Genomic DNA, 19,980 nt, shown 5'->3' with positions numbered 1-19,980 from the left:
GGGGCTTATAGACGCTGAATGCACCCTGCCCGTCCCGTCACAATAAAAGCAGTCCTGCGGAAAACACAATGGGCAAAGTGAATGCGTCTGACCGGAATGGCTTGACGGTTCTGTGGCTTCGACCAACCATCAAACGATGAAAAGCTGGTTTTTCCTCGGGTTCTTCACGCTGCACCTTGGCATCGCATCCTTGGCTGTTGCCCAGGAAAGTGTTCATTTTGTACTGGTCCACGGGGCGTGGGTGAGCGAAATGTACTGGAGGCCCATCGCAGATGTACTGAAGGATGGCGGCGCAGATGTGACCGCCGTGAACCTTCCGATGACCGGCGCCACCACCACTGTCGGCGATCAGGGCACATACACTTCTGAAATTATCGATGCCTTGTCCGGCCCCGTGATCCTTGTGGCGCACAGTGCCGGAACGCGGCCGGCCACCGTTGCCTGGGATATCAGTCGGGACAAAATAGCGGCCGTGGTGTTCATCGAAGGCGTGCTGCCGACACATTCGGAACCCGAAGTCATCCCCGCCGACACCCGCACCCTGCAATGGCTGGTCATCAACGCGCCGGATATCGTCGATCTGGGAATGTGGCCCCCGCCACCGGTGCTGGTCGAAAGATATGGCGATCAGACCCGCCCTGTCAGCCTCGCGTCGCTGACCGGAGCGGTCAAGTTGACCCATGGGCCGCTGCCAAGAGATATCCCCCGCGTGGCGATCACCATGACCGACAGCCCATTGCGCTCTCTGGCCCGTGACGCCCGAGCGGCAAGCGGCTGGCAGCACGTCGAACTGTCCGGAACTCACGACATAACGCAAAACGCCGCAGCGATTGCCACGGCGCTTCTGGATATTGCGGAGTCACTGCCGAAGTGAGGATGCGTCAGAGGTAATCCGAACGCTGCAGGCCATACTTGGCCATCTTCTCGTTCAAAGTCCGGCGCGGCAGGCACAGTTCATCCATCACCGAGGCGATCGAGCCCTTGTGGCGGCGCATGGTGTTGTCGATCAGCATCCTTTCGAACGCTTCGACATATTCCTTGAGCGGCTTGCCCTCGGTCGTCATCACCGGCTGCATCTCTTCGTGATCGGACATCAGGAGCGAGGCAATAGTACCCGAGCCGCGACGCGATTGCAGAACGGCACGTTCGGCGATGTTGATCAGCTGTCGCACGTTTCCGGGCCACGGCGCCTGCAGCAGTTGCGCGGCTTCCTGCGCGCTCACTTGTGGTGCGTCGCACCCGTATTCTTCGGCGAACTGTTCGCTCAGACGGGTGAACAGCGTCAGGATGTCTTCGCCGCGCTGGCGCAGCGGCGGCATCGTGATCCGCAGGGCTGCGAGACGATAGAACAGGTCGGGGCGCAGCACGTCCTCGCTTGTCTTACCGGCCTCCTGCAGGTTCGAGATGGCCACGATGCGGGTTTCCGCAGGTGTCCCCTGTTCGTTCACTACGCTCAGAAGTCGGGCTTGCAACGTGTCGCTCAGGGCCTCGATACCTTCCAGCACCAGCGTACCACCGCGCGCTTCTTCGATGGCGGGCAACTGGCTGTCTTCGGGCTGCATCGGGCCGAAGAGGCGTTTGGACAATGCCTCCTCTCCCAAGGCGGCGCAGGATACCAGCACGAACTTCTTGCCCGCGCGGCTGCCAACGGCGTGCAGCGCATGAGCGCAGAGCGTCTTGCCGGTTCCGGTTTCACCGTCGATCAGCACATGACCATCGGCCTGCCCCAGATCCAGTATATCCTCGCGCAGGCGTTCCATGACCGGGCTGGCACCGATCAGCTTTTTCATGATCTGGGTGCCCCCCGACAATTCGCGGCGCAGTGCCCGGTTGTCGAGTGTCAGGCGGCGGGCATTGCTGGCGCGTTTGGCCAGTTCCGACATGCGGTCGGGGTTGAACGGCTTTTCCAGAAAATCGAAGGCGCCGACACGCATGGCTTCGACCGCCATCGGCACGTCGCCATGACCGGTGATCATGATGACCGGCAGGGTGCTGTCCGATCCCATCAGTTTCTTGAGAAACTGAATGCCATCCATCCCAGGCATCTTGATATCGGAAATCACGATCCCCGGATAATCCGGCCCCAGCACCTTGAGCGCCTCTTCGGCACTTGCGAATGTTTCCGTGTCGTACCCGGACAACGCCAGCCACTGGCTGATCGATTGGCGCATATCCTGTTCGTCGTCCACGATGGCGATTTTCATGGCCTGTGCCATAGTCATTCCTCGTTATTCAGCGGCCTCCAGGCCGTCCTTGTCCAAAATTGGCAACTGCATCTCGAACACCGCGCCGCCATTCTGCGCATTTCGCGCCGTAAGCCTTCCGCCATGGTCGTTCACGATCCCGGAGGAGATGGCAAGCCCCAGACCGACACCGTCCCCCGGTTGCTTGGTCGTATAGAACGGCTCGAACAGGTTTTCGATATTCTCGATTCCATGCCCGTTGTCGCGCACCGTCAGGACGGCCATGTCACCTGCGGCCAGGATGATTTCGACATCCGGCTCGGATACGGATTTGGTGGCGTCCAACGCGTTTCGCAAGAGGTTCACCATGACCTGTTCGATCCGCATCCGATCCCCCATCACAAGAACCGGGTCTTCCGGCAGGATCTGGGTGATCTTGACGTGCCGCTGCCTGAGCTGCGGTTCCATCATCGAGAGGGACGAGGCCAGCGCATCGCCAAGATTTACGGGGGAAAACGCATCCGCGCCCTTGCGCGCATAGGATTTGAGCTGGCGTGTGATCGCGCCCATACGTTCGATCAGGCCGTCGATCCGGCCAAAGCTGGCCAGCGCCTCTTCGGGGCGGTTGCGGCGCAGCAAAAGGCGCGCACCGGCAAGATAGGTCTTCATGGCTGCCAGCGGTTGATTCAACTCGTGACTGACCGCGGCCGACATCTCGCCCAGGGCGGCGAGTTTCGAGCTTTGCGCAAGGGTCTGTTCCGCCACTTCCAGCGTCTTTTCAACCCGTTCGCGTTCAGCAATTTCCCGCTGCAGCCTGGCGTTCAGTGCGCGAAGCTCCGCCGACTCGCGCTGGAACAGCGCCATGCGCAACGCGGTTCGCCGGCTGAGGGCATAGAAGGCCAGCGCCAACAGAATCGCGAAGCCCATGATTTCCAGCGCCAAAACGCTGTTCACCCGCTCGCGGATCGAGGCGTAAGTGGTAAAGGACGTCATCTGCCAGCCCCGGAACGGGATGCGGGATTCCATCCGCATCACCGCCTCACCCTGCAGATAGGCATCCGCGGGCAGGCCGCTCCAATCCGTCGTTGCCCGTATCGCGCGCTGAATGGCGGTTTGCGGCGTCTGGCGTTGCAACGCTTCGTTCTCGTTCAGCCCGCGCCAGCGGGGTTCGGTGGACAGGATGATTGTTCCGGTGCTGTCGGTAACCATGACCGCGTCGGAAATTCCCGCCCACGCGCGTTCGAACTTCTGCAAGTCGACCTCGACAGCGATAACGCCAAGAACCTCGGAGCCGCTTTCGATACGCCGGGAATAGAAGAACCTGTAGCCGCCCGCTTCCGTCTGGATGACCGAAAATATCGTTGCATTGGAGCGCAGGGCATCCACGAAATAGGTCATGCCCCGATGAGTTTCCCCCAGACGGTTCCGATCCGTGGCGGCAACCGACCGGCCATCCCGGTCCAGCAACATCAGGGAGGCGGCGCCGATCTCTTCCACGAACGAGATCAGGCGCTGCGTGGACAACGAAAAATCGTTCGACTGCAACGCCGCAATCAAGGTCGGGTCTCGGGCCAGAAGCTGAGGAACGATGGCGTTCCGGCGCAATTCGCTGAGCAGGTTGCCCGAATACAGCGCCAACCGCAGTTCGGCCCGGTTGCGCGTGCTTTCCGTGAATCGTTGCGTCAGCAGCGTATTGGTGACCCAGACGGTGATGACCGCAAGAAACAGCAAGGACAGAACGACCGTGCGCAAACGCCAGCCCAGCGAACTGGTCTGGACCCACGAAGTGCGGTCCTTGTCGGAAATCTTACCGTCGGAACTCATTCCCCAAGGCTACGCCGCCTCGCGCGCCATCACAAGTCAAGCTGGCGTCAGGACCCCGGCCAATGCGCGAAAGAGCGCCGTTCCGTCGGTGCCGCCGTGGCCCTGATCAACCGCGCGTTCGGGATGCGGCATCATTCCCAGAACTCTCCGGTTTTCCGAAAGAATTCCGGCAATGTCATCGCGCGAGCCGTTCGGATTCTCGGTATAGGTGAATGCGACCCGGTCCTGATCGCGCAGTGCGGCAAGGGTTTCGTCATCGGCAAAATAATTGCCGTCGTGGTGGGCGATCGGAATGCCGATCACGTCACCGGCGTTGTAGCCTTGCGTGAAGGCGCTGGCGCTGGTCTGGACCTTGAGACCGACGGTGCGGCAGATGTATTTCAGGCCGGCATTGCGCAGCAGCGCACCCGGCAGGACGCCGGTTTCGGTCAGGATCTGAAAGCCATTGCAGACACCCAGGGCATAGCCGCCGCGATTGGTATGCTCGACCACTGCCTTGCAGATCGGCGACTGCGCGGCGATGGCGCCGCAGCGCAGATAGTCGCCATAGGAAAACCCGCCGGGAACGCCAACGATATCGACGCCAGACGGCAGGGTTGCATCCTTGTGCCAGACCATGTCGACCTGAAAGCCCGCCTGCTCGAAGGCCACGGCGAGATCACGGTCACAGTTCGATCCGGGGAATACGACTACGGCTGCGCGCATGGCAGGTCCTCCTAGGTCACAAATTCGGTGATGACGGCCACACCGGGGGGCGCAGGCCGGTCGAACGCGGCAAGCTCGTCGCTTGCCTGGCTCAGGGCGATGGTTCGGGTCACGAGCGGAGCAAGGTCGACCTGTCCGCCTGCGATCAGGTTCAACAGGGACGGATAGCGCCAGCTGGGCATGCCACGCGTGCCATAGACGGCAAGCTGCCCGGAATAGAGCACATCCATCGGCAGCGACATCTGCGTATGTGCGCCTGCGGGCATGCCGATCTGGACCATCCGGCCCAATTTTCGCAGCGACCGCATGGTGGCCACGGTCGTCGCCTCGATGCCGAGCGCCTCGACCCCGACATGGGCGCCGCCGCCGGTCAGTTCGCGCACCATCTGGGGTGCATCACAGGTCGCGGCGTTCACGACGGCGTCCGCGCCCAGCTTGCGGGCATAATCAAGCTTGTCGTCGCTGATATCGACGACAGCGACACGGGCCCCCAGCGCACGGCCCAGCAGGAGGGCCGAGATGCCGACCCCACCGCCACCAAAAACGGCCAGCCATTCGCCGGGCTGAATCGCGGCGCGACCCACCAGCGCCTGCCAGGCGGTCGTCACGCGGCATCCAAGGGCCGCAGCAATCTCGGGCGCAAGAGTGTCTGGCAGCGCCGTCAGGTTTGCGTCTGCATGGGCCACGGCGACATATTCGGCAAAGGCGCCGTCGCAGGTAAAGCCCGGCACCACCTGATCGGCGCAGATGGTCTGGTTTCCGGCCGAGCAATCGCCGCATTTTCCGCAGGCCAGAATGAACGGGGCAATCACACGGTCGCCGACGCGCAACCGTGTCACGTCTGCGCCGACAGCGACAACCTCGCCGCAGAATTCGTGGCCGGGCGTCATCGGCAACACCACATCCGGGTCAGAACCGGACCAGGCGTGCCAGTCCGACCGGCAGACGCCGCAGGCCAGAACGCGCACGACCACGCCATCGGCATCCGGGGTCGGATCCGGCACGGTCGTCAGCTCCAGCGGCTGTCGGTAGGCTGTCAGACGCGCGGCCCGCATGCGTCAGGCCAGTTCGATCTCGTAACGTTCGATCACGGTGTTGGCGAGAAGCTTTTCGCACATCTCGGCGACATCGGCCTCGGTGGCGCCTTCGGCCAGTTCCAGGTCGATCACCTTGCCCTGACGCACGCCCTCGACCTTGTCGAAGCCCATCGCGCCCAATGCATGACGCACCGCTTCGCCCTGCGGGTCCAGAACCCCGTTCTTAAGCATCACATGCACCCGTGCCTTCATCTTGTCCGTCCCTCGGCTTGCTTGAGAAACCCCTGAGGCTTCATCTTTCCACAAATACTCGAATGCGCCGCCCATCACGGGCGGTGCGGTCAGTTGATCAGGGTTGGCTTGGCCACCTGGCTTTTCGGCAGAACGCCCAGACGGCGCGCCACTTCGGAATAGGCATCGGTCAGGCTGCCCAGATCGCGCCGGAACACGTCCTTGTCCAGTTTCTGGCCGGTCTCGATATCCCACAGGCGGCAGCTGTCGGGGCTGATTTCGTCGGCCACGACGAGCCGCTGGAAATCGCCATCATAGACGCGGCCGATTTCGATCTTGAAATCGATCAGGCGGATACCGACGGCCAGCATCAGGCCGCTCATGAAATCGTTGACCCGCAACGCCAGGCTGAGGATATCGTCCATGTCCTGCTGGCTGGCCCAGCCGAAGGCGGCGATATGCTCTTCGGTCACCATCGGATCGCCCAGGGCGTCGTCCTTGTAGCAGTATTCGACGATCGGGCGCGGCAGCTGCGTGCCTTCGGCGATGCCCAGGCGTTTGCTCATGGAACCGGCGGCATAGTTGCGCACGATCACCTCGAGCGGGATGATCTCGCACGAGCGTACCAGCTGTTCGCGCATGTTCAGGCGGCGTATGAAATGCGTCGGCACGCCGATCTGGTTCAATCCGGTCATGAAGAACTCGCTCAGGCGGTTGTTCAGCACGCCCTTGCCTTCGATGACGTCCTTCTTTTCGGCATTGAACGCGGTCGCGTCATCCTTGAAATACTGCACGATGGTTCCCGGTTCGGGGCCTTCATACAGGATCTTGGCCTTGCCTTCGTAAATCTTCTTGCGACGCGCCATGTGCGACCCTTCCGGATTGGGGTGAGGACGTGAGTCCCTCTGCGTTTGCGCCCTCTTAAGCCAAGCGCTCTTGTGTCGCAAGCTGGCCGCACCCTCTTGCGGATGCGGCATAGCGGCGTCATACGTAATTTGAGGAAGAAATATTCAAGGGGACGCATCCCATGACCACATTCGACGAACGCGAAGCCGCGTTTGAAGCCAAATTCGCCCATGACGAGCAGATGCAGTTTCTGGCCCGGATGCGCCGCAACCGGTTCATGGCCGTGTGGGCATCGGCCCTGAAGGGCGAAACCGTTGAACATGCCAAGCAATACGGTCAGGAACTGGTTCACACCGACATTCAGCACGTCAGCGAGGACGATGTGGTCAACGCGGTTCTGAGCTATCTCGGCGATCTGACGGACGAGCAGACCGTGCGCCTGAAAATGTCCGAACTGCTGGTCGAAGCCAAGGAACAGGTTCTCACGGAATCGGAAATCTGACCTTTCCGGTCGATAGTTCCGGATATCTGGTACACGCCTCATGATCTTCATGAGATTTATGAGTTTGATTTGACGCCCCGTTCATGAGACACGGGGCCTCTCACATTTTGGTGACTGCAAAATACCACATATGGATCGCGACCATGACCAACGCATTTGCTGACCTTCTGGCAAGTTCGGATGCCCTCCTTGCGGATGGGGCCACCGGCACCAACCTGTTCAATATGGGCCTGCAATCGGGCGATGCGCCGGAGTTGTGGAATGTCGAGGCGCCCGACAAGATCCGGGCGCTTTATCGGGGGTCGGTCGAGGCCGGGAGCGATCTGTTTCTGACAAACACATTCGGCGGCACCGCTGCCCGGCTGAAGCTGCACGATGCGCAGGACCGGGTGCGCGAGTTGAACCGGATCGGGGCCGAACTGGGCCGCGAGGTGGCCGACAAGGCCGGTCGCACGGTGATCGTGGCGGGATCGGTTGGCCCGACGGGCGAGATCATGGAGCCGGTGGGCAGCCTGTCGCATGCCGCCGCGGTCGAGATGTTTCACGAACAGGCCGAGGGCTTGAAGGAAGGCGGCGTTGACGTGCTGTGGCTGGAAACCATCAGCGCGCCCGAGGAGTTTCGCGCCGCGGCCGAGGCCTTTGCCCTGGCCGATATGCCCTGGTGCGGCACCATGAGTTTCGACACTGCCGGGCGCACCATGATGGGCGTGACATCGTCGGATCTGGCGCAGCTGGTGGAAACCCTGCCCAATCCGCCGCTGGCCTTCGGCGCAAACTGCGGCACCGGCGCGTCGGATATCCTGCGCACGGTTCTGGGGTTCGCCGCACAAGGCACCGAGCGGCCGCTGATCTCGAAGGGCAATGCCGGAATTCCCAAATACGTGGATGGTCACATTCATTATGACGGAACGCCCGATTTGATGGGTGACTATGCGGCGATGGCGCGGGATGCCGGGGCGAAGATCATCGGTGGCTGCTGCGGCACCATGCCCGAACACCTGCGCAAGATGCGCGAGGCGCTGGATACGCGTCCCCGCGGTGAGCGTCCGACGCTGGATCAGATAACTGCGGCCCTTGGGTCGTTCACCTCGGCCTCGGACGGCACCGGCGATGACGCCGCAGGTCCGGAGCGCCGGGCGCGCCGCCGTCGCCGCGCCTGATCACTGGCTTGCACCGGGCGCCTGCAGCAGCGCCCGGACCTGAGCGGCCGGGACACCGAAATTCGATCCACCGAACTCGGGGATGATGGCGGCGTTGACCGCCACCACTTCGCCGCGCAGGTTCAGGACCGGCCCGCCACTGCCGCCATGCGTGGTTTCCGCGTCATAGACGATTGCAGCGGTCGTTGCCTGCCCCACGATGCCGCGGCTGGATAGCGGTGACATCAGGCCTGCTTCGGACAGCCGCGCGGCGACGTCCCAGAACCCGGTTTCGCCACGTTCCCGCAGCGCCTGCACGAATTCTTCGCCCGATTGCGTCAGCAGCGACATCAAGCCGGTCGGATACCCCATGACCAGCACCTCTTGCCCTGGAACCGGCGCGGCATCGGCCAGCGGAATGCCCGGCGGCAGATCGGTTTGCGATACTGGCGCAAGCAACGCCAGGTCCGCCGTTTCGCTGACGGTGCCCGGTGCCAGATCAATCGGCCCGATCCCACCCGGGAAGTACCCCACAAAGCGTGTCATCACCGGTTCCATCACTTCGCCGCCCAAGCGGACACCGGGTTCGTCATCCCAGGGTACGGCCACATGCCGGTTGGTCACGATCACCGGGCGATCCGACAGAACGAAACCGGTTCCGTTGAACTGAACCTCGGCCACCGGACCATTGCCGTCGAGCGACAGCATCGGCTGCCCGTTGGGCAAGCGGATCGGTACGCCGCCTGCATCCACGACCTGCCGCAGCATTTGCCCGCTTTCCCGGTGCCGCAGCCCATAGCCGCCCTGAAGGAACGCCACCGATGCCGCCGCCTGTCCGACAACGCGCATCGCGGCCTGGGACTGTGCCTCGAGCGACTGAAGGCGTTCGGTATTCACGGATAGCCGGTTGCGGAAATCTTCCTCGAGCGCCGCGAGATCACCGGGGTGCAGCGCATCGCGCTGTGCCTCGGACAAGGCTGCGGCGAGGGAATCGACCTGAAACTGGCCGCTTTCCATTTGTGCCCTAAGGGTCCGGTCTTCGCGATATTGCAGCACCACGGCGAGCGTCAGCACGGCCAAGGCAAGCAGGACGCCGGCGCGAAACAGCAAGCTGGTGTCGGTGGCGGTTCTTCGGAGCGTTCCAAGAACCGCGCGGCTCAAGCGTCGGAAGAACGGTTTGCGGCTGCTGCGCAGATAGCACATCGCGTCGTCCAGAATTTCGGCGAATGTCGGCTTGGGGCGGGTCAGGTCATCGTATATCCGGAGCCGGGACAAGGGGCCGGTTTCCCCGAACTCGATCATGTCGCCCTGTTTCAACTCGGCCTTTTGCACCGCACGCCGGTTGACCCAGATGTCGACACCGCCCGATGCCTCGACCGAAAAGGTTTCGCAATCCCTCAGCACGCGGGCGGCGAACGTCCCATCAGGCAGCTGCGCTCCGGGCGGCAAAACACGAAGACCGCCGGACTGATCCAGCCAGATGTCCATCGCATCGGCGGTGATCCAAGAGTAATGGCCGCGGTTCTTGCCGGTCAGATGTTCAAGGACCGCCGCGCAGGGGCTGGGGGTCGGTGCAGTCATATACCGATCATGACGCCCTGCTGCCCCTGTCTGTCAATGGCTTAGCGGCCCTCGAACCTTGGCGGACGCTTTTCCAGAAACGCCACGACGCCTTCGGCGAAATCGCGGGTGCGGCCGCATTCGCCCTGCAGATGCGCCTCGACCGCCAGCTGTTCGGGCAACGTCCGGTCATAGCTGCCACGGATTGCCCTTTTGATCGCGGCGAACCCCGCAGTCGGACCACTGGCCAGATAGGCCGCGCGCTTGCGCCAATGCGCCTCGAAGTCATCGTCGGCGACCGCTTCCCAGATCAGTCCCCAGTCTTCGGCCTGACGCGCGCTGATCTTGTCGGCGAAAAGGGCCGCACCCATCGCCTTAGCGAACCCCATCTGGCGCGGCATGAACCATGTGCCGCCCGCATCCGGCATCAGGCCGATCCGCGCAAAAGCCTGCAGAAAATAGGCGCTCTTGGCAGCGATGACGACGTCCGCACACAAGGCCAGGTTTGCGCCCGCCCCGGCGGCAGGGCCGTTCACGGCGGCAATGGTGGGCACCGGGCAGTCATAGACCGATTGCAGCATCGGTTCGTATTCGTCGCGCAAGGCGCGTTCCAGATCGATCTTGCCGGTGCTGGAGGCATCGCCCAGGTCCTGCCCGGTGCAGAACGCCCCGCCCGCCCCGGTCAGGACAATGGCACGCGCGTGCTTTGCGCCTTCGTGCATTGCATAGGTGATCTCGGCCCGCATCTGGCTTGTCAGCGCGTTCATCTTCTCGGGCCGGTTCAGCGTCAGGACCGCCAGGTTATCGGCAATCTCGAACGTGATGGTGTCATACTGCATGGGATGCCCCTCGCCTGCGTTCCGTTTGAACGCAAACTGGCGCAACCTGACGTTATGGGAAAGCGGAACCGCGCGTCACTCTTCGAGAATTTGGCGCAGCCGTTCCTTTTCCTGATCGCTGAGGTCGGCCTCGGACGGCACCGTTTTCCTGCTGGATCTGTTGCGAACGAAATTCCAGCCCATGATTGCCGCGACCAGCAACATGATTGGCCCGGCCAGCCACAAAAGCCAGTTCGCGCCACTGGCCGTTGGTTTGAGCAGGACGTATTCGCCATAGCGGTCGACGATGAAGTCGATCGCCTCTTCATCCGTGTCTCCCGCCACCAGACGTTCGCGCACCAGAATGCGCAGGTCACGGGCCAGTTCCGCGTTGCTTTCGTCGATGCTTTCATTGCGGCAGACGAGGCAGCGCAAGCCCTGGCTGAGTTCGCGCGCGCGCCCTTCCAGCACCGGGTCATCCAGCACTTCGTCGGGTTGCACGGCCAGAACGGGGCTGGCCAACAGCATCAGGATCAGGATCAGCCGTTTCATTCTGCGGGCACTCCGGCCTGGGGGGATCTGCGCGCGCCGGCGGCGACGCGGAAACGCCGGTCCGTCAGGGACAGCAACCCGCCAAGCGCCATCAGGATCGAGCCGCCCCAGATCCAGTTGGCAAATGGTTTGATATAGGTCCGCATGGTCCAGCTGCCGTCCAGTTGACGATCGCCGATGACCACATAGAGATCGCGCAGGAAGCGGTAGTCGATGGCGGCCTCGGTCGTCGGCATCCGGGACACCGGGTAGTCCCGTTTCTCAGGGTTGAGCATGGTGATGACGCGGCCGTTTTTCTCGATCTTCACGGTGCCCATGGTCGAGACATAGTTCGGCCCGTCAACGCGCCGTACGTCCTGAAGCGTCAGGGTGAAACCGCCGACCTCGAAAGGCTCGCCCATTTGCGCCACGCGAATATCCTCGACCTCCCAGGCCATGAGTCCCGCGATGGCGAACATGGTGATGCCCAGCCCGGAATGTGCGACCGCCTTGCCCCAATCGGCGCGCGGCAGGCGCATCATGCGGCTTAAGCTGCCCTTGCGGCCGGTCCGGCCCCAAAGATCGACGGCGGCCCCAAAGGTGATCCAGGCGCCCAGGAACAGGCCGACCGGCCCAAGGGCGCTGCGCCCCGTCTGCATGACCCAGACCAGCAACGCCAGCGCGACGGCAAGGCCAAACGCGTAGCGCAGCGACCAGGCCGCCTTGCCCAGCTTGCCGCGTTTCCAGGGCAGCATGGAGCCAAGCGGCAGGATGATGCCCAGGGCGACCATGAACGGGGTGAAGGCTGCGTTGAAGAAAGGAGCGCCGACCGACAGTTTACGGTCAAAGGCCATCTCGGCCACGATCGGCCAGAGAGTGCCGAAGAAGACCACGAAACACGCAACGGCAAGCAGGATGTTGTTCAGCACCAGTGCGCTTTCGCGGCTGACCATGCCGAACACGCCCTTGGCCTCCATCGCCTGCGCGCGCGCCGCGAACAAGGTCAGCGCGCCGCCGATGAAGAATGCCATGATGAACAGGATGAACACGCCACGTTCCGGGTCATTGGCAAAGGCGTGCACCGAGGTCAGGAGACCCGAACGCACGATGAACGTGCCGATCAGCGAGAACCCGAAGGCGATGATCGCCAGCAGGATCGTCCAGCTTTTCAGCGCTTCGCGTTTCTCGACAACGATGGCCGAGTGCAGCAACGCCGCCGCCAGAAGCCACGGCATGAAAGACGCGTTTTCGACCGGGTCCCAGAACCAGAAACCGCCCCAGCCCAGTTCGTAATAAGCCCACCACGACCCCAGCGCGATGCCGATGGTCAGGAAAATCCACGCAGCCAGCGTCCACGGCCTTACCCAGCGGCCCCACGCGGCGTCCACGCGGCCTTCGATCAGGGCGGCCACGGCGAAGCTGAAGGCCATGCTGAGGCCGACATATCCAAGGTAGAGGAACGGCGGGTGGAAGGCCAAACCCGGGTCTTGCAGCAAAGGGTTCAGGTCCTGCCCGTCAAAGGGCGCCACGATCAGGCGTTCGAACGGGTTCGAGGTGAACAGGATGAAGCCGAAGAATGCAACCGCGATGGCCGATTGCACCGCCAGCACGCGCGCTTTCAGAGTGGGCGGCAGGCCGCCGCCGAACCAGGCCGCCATGGCCCCGAACAGGGTCACGATCAGCACCCACAACAGCATCGAGCCTTCGTGGTTCCCCCAGGTGCCGCTGATCTTGTAGATCATCGGCTTGGCCGAGTGGCTGTTCTGCACGACGACCCTGAGCGAGAAGTCCGAGGTAACGAAGGCCCAGACCAGTGCGCCAAACGCAAAGGAGGTCAGCAAAAACTGCACCATCGCGGCGGGTTCGGCCATCGCCATCCACCCGGACCAGCGTTTGTGTGCTCCGACGAGCGGGACAACCGATTGCACGATGGCAACCAGAAAGGCGAGGATCAGGGCGAAATGGCCAAGCTCTGTAATCATGGCCCGGTATATACTGCGAGGCCCGGGGAGGTTCCAATCACTTTCGCCCCGCGGACCCGCACAAAGTGTCGCGGCTCAGCCCCTGCGCTGCTTGCGCCAGTCCTCAAGGGCGGGGTTTTCCTGTGCCTCCACCGTGGAAACCGTCAGCGCCGCGTCGCCGTCCGGATCAGCCGCGCCGGGGCTGTCAGCCCGCATCTCGCGAAGTGCGGCGATATTCCGGGTGACCTGCGGGACCCGTTCGACGACCCCGGCGATTTCACGCTGAAAATCCTGTGACTTGGCCTGATGCCGCGCGCCGAAATAGAAAGACACGATCACCCCGAGCAACCACCAAAGGGGTTCGGGCACCAATGCAATGCCCTGCATCCGTTCGGCGAACCACAGCGGATCAACCATTGCGGCAACAAACAGGCCCAGTGTACCGAAGGCCAGCGCGGGGCGTGGCAAGCGGTTCAGCCCATCCACGAACCGGTCGAACCCGCCTTTTCGCGGCACCGAGAATTCGGCGCCGAACTGTCCCATGGCCTGGGTTTGCAGGGTCAGCTGACGCCCGGCCCCTGCCTCGGCATTCTCGCGGAACACTTCGGCAGTTTCGGCGACCAGGTTGCGGCCGTTACCGAACAGGAAACCCAGGATGCCCGAAATCAACCCCATGACGCGATCCTTTCCAGAAAATCCTTTTCATTCAGATGATAGCGGGGCGAGATGAAAGCCTCGGCCCGTTTGATCCAACCTCCCTTGCCTGCGCTTCTGGTGCGCACGTATTTGCGTGACGCCGGTCGTTGATCGGCAAGGCGGAAGTAGTAGTTGCGGCGCGCGATGCCGTAGGCGTCCCGCAAAATCAGGGCATTCGGGCGCGAAGCCTCGAATGCTGAGCGAACGGATTGTGGCCCGATCAGGCCATCCACGGCCAGATCGAATCCCATGTCGCGCAGCAAGGTTTGCAAGATGCGCACCGCCTGTGATCCTGCATTGACGTACATGTCGAACAAGGGCGCCTGCAATGACTCCGGCATCTCGCCGATCCGGGGTTTTCGGAAATAGTGCACAAGAAAGACCTCGACGGCCTGTCCGCGCGTCAGTTGCCGGACATCCGAAACACCGAATGTGCCGTCCTTGTCCAGATCCAGCCCCAAGCGGCGCATCGTGTGGATTGTGACCCCATATTTCGTTGCCCCACCCGGATCGTCCGGGTCGTTTACGAAACCACCCTCGCGCGCAACGATTTCTCCGGCGATCTGTCTTACCGACTGCATGCCAACCCTCCGCAAGTCCGGCCAGACGCTGCGCCACAAAGGGTTTACCCTGCGCAAGCAAACAGGGCGTTGCATGTGCAACGCCCTGATGGAACAGTTCGGAATCAAGCGGTGGCAAGATCAGCTTTCGCCGGGCTCCTTGTAGACGCCTTGATCCTTGAGTGCGTCCATCACCTCTTTCGGCATGTAGGTTTCGTCGTGTTTTGCAAGAATTTCAGTTGCTTCAAAGACACCGTTCACGTAACGGCCCGTGCCGATCATGCCCTGTTTCTCGGCAAACAAGTCAGGTAGAACGCCGGTAAAGACCACTGGCACGCTTTCGCCGCCATCAGTCACCGAGAACTGCACCGTCTCGCCCTGCCCACGCACCAATGTGCCTTCTTCGACCAGCCCGCCCATCCGGAACACTTCGGTCGGTTCCGGCGGTTCGGCTATGATCTGGCTGGGCGCGCGGAAAAAGTTGATGCCGTCGCGCATCGCGTACCCAATCAAACCGGTCGCCACCGCGAGGGCCACCACGGCCAGCAGAATAACTTGTACGCGGCGTCGTTTCTTGAGCGATTTCATGTCGTCCTCACGGGAATAGCGGGGCCATCATCAGGCCCGTCGTTTCAGGCTCACCTAACATCAGGTTGGCGTTCTGCAAGGCTTGGCCACTGCTACCTTTTGTCAGGTTATCCAGCGCACCGATCACGATGGCGCGCCGTTCGATCCGGTCGGCGGTCACCCCGATATGGCAGAAGTTCGAACCCCTTACGTGATGGGTCGAAGGTGCCTCGCCAAAAGGCAGCATCTGGATAAAGGGTTCGTTTTCATAGGCATCGCACAGGGTTTCATAGACGCTGTGGGGATCACCATGCACGTAAGTGGTGGCCAGAATGCCCCGATTGGCCGGGATCAGATGCGGCGTGAACTGCACATGCACGGTACGACCGGCGATCCTGGAGAATTCCTGATCGAATTCGCCTAAATGCCGGTGGGTGCCGCCGATGGCATAGGCGTTGTAGCCTTCGCTCAGCTCGGCGTGCAGGAGGTTTTCCTTCAACGCCCGCCCTGCCCCGGAAACCGCGCATTTCAGATCGAGAATGATGTCATCCAGATCAATCACCCCTGCTGAAATCAGGGGCCGCAAAACATATTGACCTGTTGCGGCGTTACATCCGGTGCCCGCCACCAGCCGCGCGCCTTTGATTTCGTCGCGGTAGAACTCGGTCAGGCCATAGACGGCCTCGGCCTGGCACTCCAACGCGGCATGCGGATTGCCGTACCACTTCTGGTATTCGGCCGGGTCGCGCAGCCTGAAATCGGCGGAAAGGTCCACGATTTTCAGCGTCTTGGGCAGATCGCGAATGATCTCCTGGCTGGTCTTGTGGGGAAGCGCGCAGAAACACAGGTCGATCTGGTCGAAATCGATCTCGTCGATCCTGCACAACACCGGCAGGTCGAGATGCCGCAGATGCGGAAAGACTTCGGCCATGCTCTGGCCTGCCTTGCGCTCGGCGGCGAGTGCCACGATGTCCATGTTCGGGTGCTCGGCGATCAGCCGCACCAGTTCGGCGCCGGTGTAACCGGATGCGCCCAGAATTGCGATCTTGTGGGTCATGTCAGACCTCTTCTCTTGGGTGTCACATGTGTTGACCGCCGATGTGACGGTCACGGAAATAGGAAATTGGATCAATACCGTCCTTGACCGAAGTCAGGCGGCCTCGAAGGTGATCCGTCGTCGGAGGAACTGCGTCGCCCGGTCGCTGACAAAACCCGGTTTGCCGGTGGTCAGATACCCGCCCGCCCCCTCGCCAAGCATGTTGGGGTGCCGTTCAAGGTAATCGGCCAGACTGTCGGCCACCAGCGCGCCCTGACTGAACACCTTGACGTCCGGCCCCAGCGCTTCCTGGAACGTGGATTCCATCAACGGATAGTGCGTACAACCCAGAATGGCGGCCTGCGGATGCGGCATCTTGCGTCTGAGCGCATCAACGTGGCTGCGCACGAGCGCTTCGGCCAGGATCAGGTCGCCCTCTTCTATGGCGTCGACGACGCCGCCACAGCTTTGCGCCTCGACATCCACGCCGATGGCGCGGAAAGCAAGTTCACGCTGGAAGGCGCGGCTGGCCACAGTCGCAGGGGTTGCAAACAGCGCGACATGCTTGGTTTCCACCTCGCGCGGCGGTGAGTTGTCGCCCCATTGCCGTTCGGTCAGGGCCTCGATCAAGGGAACGAAGACGCCCAGCACGCGCTTGCCTTTGGGCACCCCCGCCTCCTGCATCCGCCGCAGAGCGGCGGCGCTGGCGGTGTTGCAGGCCAGAATCACAAGGTTGCAGCCCCGACCCCAGAGGTCATACACCGCGCTGCGGGTCAGTTGATAGATATCCTCGGCGTCCCGAACGCCATAGGGCGCATGGGCGCTGTCGGCATAGTACAGGAAATCGACGTCCGGCAGACGTTTCTGCGCGGCGTTTAGAACGGTCAGACCGCCCAATCCGGAATCAAAGATACCTACTGCCATTTGACCTTCAGGCGCGATGCCGTTCCTCGAATTCATAGCCGTAGTCATACGATTTCAACGGCTCCGGAGACAGCTCATACGTGGCTTTGCGAAGAAAATCCATCATCTTGCGCGTGTCGCGCGACAACGGGTCCAGAATGTCGCGTCCGATGGGGTTACCGACCGCCACACGCACGGGTGTATCGACCCGTTTCCTGAACTCCTTGATCAGCAGCCCCATGCGCAAAGTGCTGTGCAGGTGGCTGGCGATCTGGAACAGGCGCGAGGTATGGCCGTCGAAGAACAGGGGCACAACGACCGCGTTGGATTTTCCGATCATACGCGCGGTGAACCCGCGCCAACCCGGGTCCATGGGGTGCGAGAACAGCCGGGCAGAGGTGCTGACGGTGCCGCCGGGAAAGATGCCAATCGCCCCACCCTCGCTGAGGTAATCAAGCGACACGCGCCGGGTATCAAGGTTCGTCTTGACCGCCTCCTTGGTGTCATCGAATGACACGGGCAGAACAACCCGATCCAGATCCTCTGCCTTGCGGAATACCCGATTGGCCAAGATCCGGAAATCGCCCCGAGTCTGCGACAGGATGTGCCCCATCATCAGACCGTCGAGAATTCCGTAGGGATGGTTCGCAATCAGAATCAGCGGGCCTTGATTGGGAATATTCGACAGCGAACCGCCCATGACATCCAGCGTCAGTCCGTAACGCTCGACCATGACGGCCCAGAAATCGCGCCCGGCGGCGACCTCGTTTTCGTACCCGTCCGCCCGCTTGATCAGGCGCAGCCGCCCGGTTGTGTTTTCCATCAGCCGGATCACCGCTCGCCCGCCCCGCGTGGCGGCGGAATGCGCGTAGGTGATGTCGCGTGCGATATGACGGTGCGAAGGCATGGCACACTCCGATTCGATGCCCGCTAGATAAGGGCGGACACCGTTTTTGCAAAGCCTCTGTAACCGGAGTGTGACGGTTTATTCGGCGGCGTTCCTGACCTCTGGCCCGCCTTGACGGATCACTGCCAGCAGCTCTTCGCGCCGTTTTGCGGCCTTGGCTTCGTATGCCACTTTCACTGGCCCGAAACCCCGGATATCCAAAGGCAGACGCGCCAGCGCAATGATCGCTTCGCGGGATTGCGGCGTCAGCTTGGGCAGGACCTCTTTCATGTCCTTTTCGTATTGCCGGATCAGCGCGCGCTCCATCCTTCGTTCGGCACTGAAGCCGAAGGGGTCAAGCGGCGTCCCACGCAGCGCCTTCATCCGCGACAGGAGCTTGAGCGGCCCCAGCATCCATTCGCCATATTCGCGTTTTTTCGGGCGTCCGTCCGGCCCCATTCCGCCAAAGATCGGCGGAGCAAGGTGGAGCGTCATCTTCAGGTCGCCGTCGAACTCTTCCGCCGCTTTTTCGCGACTGCTCAGCAACATCCGGGCAACTTCGTATTCGTCCTTGTAGGCCAAAAGCTTGTGGTACCCTTCGGCCAGCGCTTCTTTGAGACCGGTGTCGTCAATACCATCCAGCATCTTGCGATAGCGCTTGGCCAACCGCTTGCCCTGATAGTCGACCAGAAGATCGGCGCGGTAGTCGATCTTTTCATCAAGTGTCTTTGGCAGATCGACAACGTTGGGCTGAACTATGTTCGCCACTTCATCGGGATGCAGAACCGCCCAGCGCCCGATTTCGAACGCTCGCTTGTTGCGTTCCACGGCAGCACCGTTCAGGTCGATCGCTTCCAGGATCGCATCATGACTGATCGGCAACAGGCCCCGCTGCCAGGCAGCGCCAAAGATCATCATGTTGGAATAGATCGAATCCCCCATAACGGCGCGTGCCAGTTCCGAAGCGTCGAACAAGTCGAGCTTGTCCTTCAGCCGCGCCTGCAATGCCAGCGTCAGGCGATCCGCCGGAATCTGGAATTCGGTATTGCGGGTGAAATCGCCAGTGATGATCTCGTGGCTGTTGACCACGGCGCCGGTTTTTCCGGTCTGCGTCAGGCCAAGCGTCTTGGCCCCGGCAGATACCACCAGATCGCCACCGATCAGAGTGTGTGCCTCGCCCGTGGCGACACGGATCGCGCTGATATCTTCGGGCTTGTTCGCCAGCCGGCAGTTGATCTGAACCGCACCGCCTTTTTGGGCGAGGCCGGCCATCTCCATCATTCCAGCGCCCTTGCCGTCGATCTGCGCGGCTTGCGCCAGTACCGCGCCGATGGTCACGACGCCGGTGCCACCGACACCGGTGATCACGACGTTATGGGTGCCGTCAATTTCCGGCAGCGTCGGCATCGGCAGGTGCGGAATGTCGATTTCGGTCGTTGCCTCTTTGCGGATCCTGGCCCCTTCCACGGTCACGAAGGACGGGCAGAAGCCGTTGAGGCAGGAGAAATCCTTGTTGCAGCTTGACTGATCGATGGCCCGCTTTCGGCCCAGTTCGGTTTCCTTGGGCACGATCGAGACGCAGTTCGATTGCACGCCGCAATCGCCACAGCCTTCGCAGATGTCGGTATTGATGAACACCCGCTTGTCCGGGTCAGGAAAGCTGCCGCGTTTGCGGCGACGGCGCTTCTCGGCTGCGCAGGTCTGGATATAGACGATAACGGAAACGCCTTCGATGTCGCGGAACGTTTTCTGGACATTCGGCAAATCCGCGCGCTCGAAGGTTTTCACGCCAGACGGCAGGGTCTTGAAGTCCACATCCTCTTTTTCGTCGTAGACCACCGCAATGTGCCGAACACCCATTGCATGCACTTCACGCACGATCCGGTCGGCAGTCAGATCGCCTTCGTTGTGCTGGCCGCCGGTCATGGCGACCGCATCATTGAACAGGATCTTGAATGTGATGTTCGTGCCCGCAGCCAGAGCGGCCCGGATCGC

General features: G+C 62.0%; 20 protein-coding genes. 3 read left to right on the top strand and 17 right to left on the bottom strand.

The features are described 5' to 3' along the window. Positions 1-136 precede the first annotated feature (136 nt). On the top strand, positions 137-874 hold the full coding sequence (locus tag AC2FLX_RS18445) for an alpha/beta hydrolase (protein ID WP_496809637.1): 738 nt from the start codon (positions 137-139) through the stop codon (positions 872-874). A gap of 7 nt (positions 875-881) precedes the next feature. Here the strand turns inward: AC2FLX_RS18445 and AC2FLX_RS18440 are convergent, their stop codons facing one another. The 6 genes from AC2FLX_RS18440 to purC form a co-directional block, all read right to left on the bottom strand. Then, on the bottom strand, positions 882-2,216 hold the full coding sequence (locus AC2FLX_RS18440; protein WP_480748395.1) for a sigma-54-dependent transcriptional regulator: 1,335 nt from the start codon (positions 2,214-2,216) through the stop codon (positions 882-884). Between the two features lie 12 nt (positions 2,217-2,228). Then, on the bottom strand, positions 2,229-4,007 hold the full coding sequence (locus AC2FLX_RS18435; protein ID WP_480748394.1) for a sensor histidine kinase: 1,779 nt from the start codon (positions 4,005-4,007) through the stop codon (positions 2,229-2,231). Positions 4,008-4,043: 36 nt separating this feature from the next. Continuing rightward, positions 4,044-4,712: a phosphoribosylformylglycinamidine synthase subunit PurQ gene (purQ, locus tag AC2FLX_RS18430; RefSeq protein WP_496743818.1), complete on the bottom strand. Its 669-nt coding sequence runs from the start codon at positions 4,710-4,712 to the stop codon at positions 4,044-4,046. A gap of 11 nt (positions 4,713-4,723) precedes the next feature. Next, positions 4,724-5,767 (bottom strand): zinc-dependent alcohol dehydrogenase family protein, encoded by a 1,044-nt coding sequence (locus AC2FLX_RS18425; protein ID WP_496743817.1) that lies wholly within the window; start codon positions 5,765-5,767, stop codon positions 4,724-4,726. A 3-nt stretch (positions 5,768-5,770) separates the two neighbouring features. Further along, a complete protein-coding gene (gene purS / locus AC2FLX_RS18420) occupies positions 5,771-6,001 on the bottom strand; it encodes a phosphoribosylformylglycinamidine synthase subunit PurS (RefSeq protein WP_480748391.1) in 231 nt (76 codons plus the stop codon). An 89-nt stretch (positions 6,002-6,090) separates the two neighbouring features. Continuing rightward, positions 6,091-6,846, bottom strand: coding sequence for a phosphoribosylaminoimidazolesuccinocarboxamide synthase (gene purC / locus AC2FLX_RS18415; protein ID WP_480748390.1), 756 nt, complete (start codon positions 6,844-6,846; stop codon positions 6,091-6,093). A gap of 161 nt (positions 6,847-7,007) precedes the next feature. On the opposite strand from purC, the gene AC2FLX_RS18410 reads away from it, so the two are divergent. Next, positions 7,008-7,328, top strand: a complete 321-nt coding sequence (locus AC2FLX_RS18410; protein WP_480748389.1) for a DUF1476 domain-containing protein — start codon at positions 7,008-7,010, stop codon at positions 7,326-7,328. 143 nt (positions 7,329-7,471) lie between these two features. Further along, the gene (gene bmt / locus AC2FLX_RS18405; protein ID WP_480748388.1) at positions 7,472-8,488 is read left to right on the top strand and encodes a betaine--homocysteine S-methyltransferase; all 1,017 of its coding nucleotides are present in this window, start codon (positions 7,472-7,474) and stop codon (positions 8,486-8,488) included. On the opposite strand, the gene AC2FLX_RS18400 is transcribed toward bmt, so the two are convergent. The 11 genes from AC2FLX_RS18400 to AC2FLX_RS18350 all read right to left on the bottom strand — a co-directional run. Further along, positions 8,489-10,048 carry a trypsin-like peptidase domain-containing protein gene (locus tag AC2FLX_RS18400; protein ID WP_480748387.1) on the bottom strand — a complete coding sequence of 520 codons (1,560 nt, stop codon included), beginning with the start codon at positions 10,046-10,048 and terminating at the stop codon, positions 8,489-8,491. Between the two features lie 41 nt (positions 10,049-10,089). Continuing rightward, positions 10,090-10,866 (bottom strand): enoyl-CoA hydratase-related protein, encoded by a 777-nt coding sequence (locus AC2FLX_RS18395; protein ID WP_480748386.1) that lies wholly within the window; start codon positions 10,864-10,866, stop codon positions 10,090-10,092. A gap of 75 nt (positions 10,867-10,941) precedes the next feature. Beyond that, positions 10,942-11,397 (bottom strand): cytochrome c-type biogenesis protein, encoded by a 456-nt coding sequence (locus AC2FLX_RS18390; protein ID WP_480748385.1) that lies wholly within the window; start codon positions 11,395-11,397, stop codon positions 10,942-10,944. Further along, positions 11,394-13,358, bottom strand: a complete 1,965-nt coding sequence (locus tag AC2FLX_RS18385) for a heme lyase CcmF/NrfE family subunit (RefSeq protein ID WP_480748384.1) — start codon at positions 13,356-13,358, stop codon at positions 11,394-11,396. Before AC2FLX_RS18385 ends, AC2FLX_RS18390 begins: the two co-directional genes overlap by 4 nt. A 75-nt stretch (positions 13,359-13,433) precedes the next feature. Beyond that, on the bottom strand, positions 13,434-14,012 hold the full coding sequence (locus AC2FLX_RS18380; protein WP_496809638.1) for a holin family protein: 579 nt from the start codon (positions 14,010-14,012) through the stop codon (positions 13,434-13,436). Continuing rightward, the gene (locus tag AC2FLX_RS18375) at positions 14,003-14,614 is read right to left on the bottom strand and encodes a holin-associated N-acetylmuramidase (protein WP_496809639.1); all 612 of its coding nucleotides are present in this window, start codon (positions 14,612-14,614) and stop codon (positions 14,003-14,005) included. The genes AC2FLX_RS18380 and AC2FLX_RS18375 overlap by 10 nt, the downstream gene beginning before the upstream one ends. Positions 14,615-14,734: 120 nt before the next feature. Further along, the gene (gene ccmE, locus AC2FLX_RS18370) at positions 14,735-15,181 is read right to left on the bottom strand and encodes a cytochrome c maturation protein CcmE (protein ID WP_496809640.1); all 447 of its coding nucleotides are present in this window, start codon (positions 15,179-15,181) and stop codon (positions 14,735-14,737) included. 7 nt (positions 15,182-15,188) lie between these two features. Continuing rightward, on the bottom strand, positions 15,189-16,217 hold the full coding sequence (argC, locus tag AC2FLX_RS18365; protein ID WP_496809641.1) for an N-acetyl-gamma-glutamyl-phosphate reductase: 1,029 nt from the start codon (positions 16,215-16,217) through the stop codon (positions 15,189-15,191). Between the two features lie 93 nt (positions 16,218-16,310). Beyond that, entirely contained in the window at positions 16,311-17,120 is an 810-nt protein-coding gene (locus tag AC2FLX_RS18360) for a glutamate racemase (RefSeq protein WP_496809642.1), read from the bottom strand. 7 nt (positions 17,121-17,127) lie between these two features. Further along, entirely contained in the window at positions 17,128-18,006 is an 879-nt protein-coding gene (locus AC2FLX_RS18355) for a lysophospholipid acyltransferase family protein (protein WP_496809643.1), read from the bottom strand. A gap of 78 nt (positions 18,007-18,084) precedes the next feature. Next, a partial coding sequence (locus AC2FLX_RS18350) for a DUF6537 domain-containing protein (RefSeq protein WP_496875493.1) occupies positions 18,085-19,980 on the bottom strand: 1,896 nt, incomplete at its 5' end.

The organism is Ruegeria sp. YKSF57 (genome assembly GCF_059612585.1).
Note: the sequence above shows the minus strand (reverse complement) of the source record. Positions and strands in the feature narration are given on the sequence as shown.